This is a genomic window from Candidatus Pelagibacter communis, assembly GCF_001180105.1.
GTDB classification, from domain to species: Bacteria; Pseudomonadota; Alphaproteobacteria; order Pelagibacterales; family Pelagibacteraceae; genus Pelagibacter; species Pelagibacter ubique_K.
This window is the reverse complement of record NZ_CVSO01000063.1, coordinates 1-2,662: the sequence shown is the minus strand read 5'-3', so window position 1 is coordinate 2,662 and position 2,662 is coordinate 1. Positions and strand designations below refer to the sequence as shown.

Here is a 2,662-nt window from a genome sequence, read left to right as displayed (position 1 = left end):
ATTGCAATGAGCGAAAAACTTAATTTTGCGATTAGAGAAGGTGGAAGAACTGTAGGTGCAGGAGTAGTTACGAAAATAATAGAGTAAACTCCTTTAGGAGTGTAGCTCAATTGGTAGAGCGCCGGTCTCCAAAACCGGAGGTTGGGGGTTCGATTCCCTCCGCTCCTGCCAAAAAAGGAGATAAAAAAAATGAAAAATCCATTGAAGTTTTTTCAAGAGGTAAAACAAGAAGCTTTTAAAGTTACTTGGCCTACAGGAAAAGAAACTGTTCAGGGAACTATTATGGTAGCGATAATGGCAATTATCGCATCATTATTTTTTTTATTGATTGATCAATTTTATAAATTTTTTTTAGACATTATTCTAAATATAGGACTTTAATGAAAAATTGGTATATCATTCAATCACATTCAAGCTTCGAGAATAAAGTGGCTCAGCTAATTAAAGAAGAGGCTGATAAGGCTAAAATATCTGATAAATTTGAGGAAATTGTTGTACCTACTCATGATGTTACAGAGGTAAAACGTGGTAAAAGAGTTCAAAGAAAAAAGAAGTATTTTCCGGGATATGTGTTAATAAAAAGCGAAATGGATAATAGCATTTATCATATGATTAAAGGAATTAAAAAAGTAAGTGGTTTTTTGGGAAGCAAAGGTATCCCTGTCCCAGTTTCTGATAAAGAGATTGAAAAAATTTTAGGCCAAATAAAAGATGGTGTAGCGCAATCAAAATCAACGATAGATTATTCTGTTGGGGAAAAAGTTCAAGTAGTTGACGGTCCTTTTGCATCTTTCTCCGGAATGATAGAAGATATTGACGAAGAAAAATCAAGAGTAAAAGTTTCAGTTTCTATTTTTGGTAGACCAACACCTGTAGATTTAGAATTTAATCAAATTGAGAAAGTAAGCTAATGGCTAAAAAAGAAATAAGTGGATATGTAAAGTTACAAATAAATGGAGGTCAAGCTAATCCTGCTCCACCTGTTGGACCTGCTTTAGGTCAAAGAGGTATAAATATTATGGAATTTTGTAAAGCATTTAATGAAAAAACAAAAAACTTTATGGGTAAACCAGTCCCTGTAGTAATAACTGTTTACAAAGACAAAAAATTTGATTTTATAATAAAATCACCCCCAGCATCACACTTCATTAAAGAAGCAGCGAAATTAAAAAGTGGTTCTCAAGAACCTGGAAGAAATATCGTTGCATCAATTACCAAAAAACAAGCAGAAGAAATAGCTAAAAAGAAGATGGTTGATCTAAACGCGCATGATTTAGAAGAGGCTGTTAAAATAATAGCTGGATCTGCAAGATCAATGGGTATTGAGGTAAAAGATTAATGAGTTCAAAAAGATTTAAAAAACTACCAAAAAACACTAATACCTTAAAGGCTGAGCCTATAAATAATTTGCTATCTAAGGTTAAGGGAAATTGCACTACAAAGTTTGATGAGTCTCTAGATATAAATATTTTAATTAACAACAAACAAAAAAAAAATGAAATTAATTTAAGATCTATGGTTAATCTTCCAAGCGGAACAGGCAAAAAAGTAAAAGTTGCCGTTGTATGCGAGGAAGGAAAATTAAAAGAAGCAAAGGACTCTGGAGCAGATTTAGTTGGCGGGGATGATTTAATTGAAAAAATTAAAAATGGAGAAATGAATTTTGAAAAACTAATTTGTTCATCATCTATGATGATAAAATTATCTAAATTGGGAAAAGTTTTAGGACCAAAAGGGCTAATGCCTAATCCTAAACTAGGAACAGTTACAGAAAAAATTGGTGAAGCTGTAAAAAATGCAAAAGCTGGTCAAGTCGAATTAAAAAACGACAAAGATGGTAATATTGGTCTAAGTATTGGAAAAAAGTCCTTTTCTGATGAAAAACTTATTAAAAATTTTAATGCAGTTATGAATTCATTAGAGAAAGAAAAATCAAACCTTACGATAAAAGGTGATTTAATTAAATCTACTTATATAACTTCTACAATGGGAGTTTCTTACAAAGTAAAATTAGAAAAGAGTTTTTAATTATGATGAGCAAAGAAAAAAAACAGGTTTATATAAGTGAAATGACTTCACAGCTAGACAAAGCTGAAGCAGTTATCGTAGCTCATTATCAAGGTTTAACAGTGAAACAACTTGACGATTTAAGAAAGAAAATGCGTGAACATGGAATTCAATTTAAAATCACAAAAAATAGAATTACAAAACTAGCATTGGAAAAAACTAGCAGAAAAGACTTATCGAACTTATTTACAGGTCCAACAGCGGTCGCAATGTCGGATGATGCAATAACTTCAGCAAAGATTTTAACAAATTTTTCAAAGGAGAATCAAAATCTAAAAATCCTTGGTGGAATGATGGGTAAAGACCTTTTAGATGTTGCCGGTGTTAAAAACATCGCAACTTTACCAACCTTAGATGAGGCAAGAGCAAAAATTGTTGGTATTTTAAGGTCTCCAGCACAAAAAATCGCAAGTATTTTGCTTGCACCTGGCTCAAAAATCGCTATTTTAGCGCTCGAAAAATCAAAAAAATAACTTAGGACATTATTGTTATGGCGGACTTAAACAAAATCATAGACGAACTATCTAAATTAACTGTTGTGGAAGCAGCAGAATTATCAAAACAACTTGAAGAGAAATGGGGTGTTTCAGCTGCC

At 32.2% G+C, this 2,662-nt stretch carries 6 protein-coding genes, 1 tRNA gene and 1 pseudogene; all 8 read left to right on the top strand.

What is annotated here, in order from left to right:
- The coding region (locus tag AMN84_RS03770; protein WP_075483501.1) for an EF-Tu C-terminal domain-related protein at positions 1–87 on the top strand (87 nt) is incomplete at its 5' end.
- An 8-nt stretch (positions 88–95) separates the two neighbouring features.
- Positions 96–171, top strand: a tRNA-Trp gene (locus AMN84_RS03765).
- A gap of 18 nt (positions 172–189) precedes the next feature.
- A complete protein-coding gene (secE, locus tag AMN84_RS03760; protein WP_075483499.1) occupies positions 190–381 on the top strand; it encodes a preprotein translocase subunit SecE in 192 nt (63 codons plus the stop codon).
- The gene (nusG, locus tag AMN84_RS03755; RefSeq protein ID WP_075483497.1) at positions 381–911 is read left to right on the top strand and encodes a transcription termination/antitermination protein NusG; all 531 of its coding nucleotides are present in this window, start codon (positions 381–383) and stop codon (positions 909–911) included. Before secE ends, nusG begins: the two co-directional genes overlap by 1 nt.
- Positions 911–1,339 (top strand): 50S ribosomal protein L11, encoded by a 429-nt coding sequence (gene rplK, locus AMN84_RS03750; protein WP_075483495.1) that lies wholly within the window; start codon positions 911–913, stop codon positions 1,337–1,339. The genes nusG and rplK overlap by 1 nt, the downstream gene beginning before the upstream one ends.
- A complete protein-coding gene (gene rplA / locus AMN84_RS03745) occupies positions 1,339–2,028 on the top strand; it encodes a 50S ribosomal protein L1 (RefSeq protein WP_075483489.1) in 690 nt (229 codons plus the stop codon). The genes rplK and rplA overlap by 1 nt, the downstream gene beginning before the upstream one ends.
- Before the next feature lie 5 nt (positions 2,029–2,033).
- The gene (gene rplJ / locus AMN84_RS03740; protein ID WP_075483503.1) at positions 2,034–2,540 is read left to right on the top strand and encodes a 50S ribosomal protein L10; all 507 of its coding nucleotides are present in this window, start codon (positions 2,034–2,036) and stop codon (positions 2,538–2,540) included.
- Between the two features lie 17 nt (positions 2,541–2,557).
- Positions 2,558–2,662, top strand: a pseudogene (locus AMN84_RS03735) (50S ribosomal protein L7/L12); the annotation flags it as partial.

Coding starts and splice junctions, on each gene's coding strand:
- nusG (WP_075483497.1), top strand. CDS start 381: ATGAAAAATTGGTATATCATTCAATCACATTCAAGCTTCGAGAATAAA.
- rplK (WP_075483495.1), top strand. CDS start 911: ATGGCTAAAAAAGAAATAAGTGGATATGTAAAGTTACAAATAAATGGA.
- secE (WP_075483499.1), top strand. CDS start 190: ATGAAAAATCCATTGAAGTTTTTTCAAGAGGTAAAACAAGAAGCTTTT.
- rplJ (WP_075483503.1), top strand. CDS start 2,034: ATGAGCAAAGAAAAAAAACAGGTTTATATAAGTGAAATGACTTCACAG.
- rplA (WP_075483489.1), top strand. CDS start 1,339: ATGAGTTCAAAAAGATTTAAAAAACTACCAAAAAACACTAATACCTTA.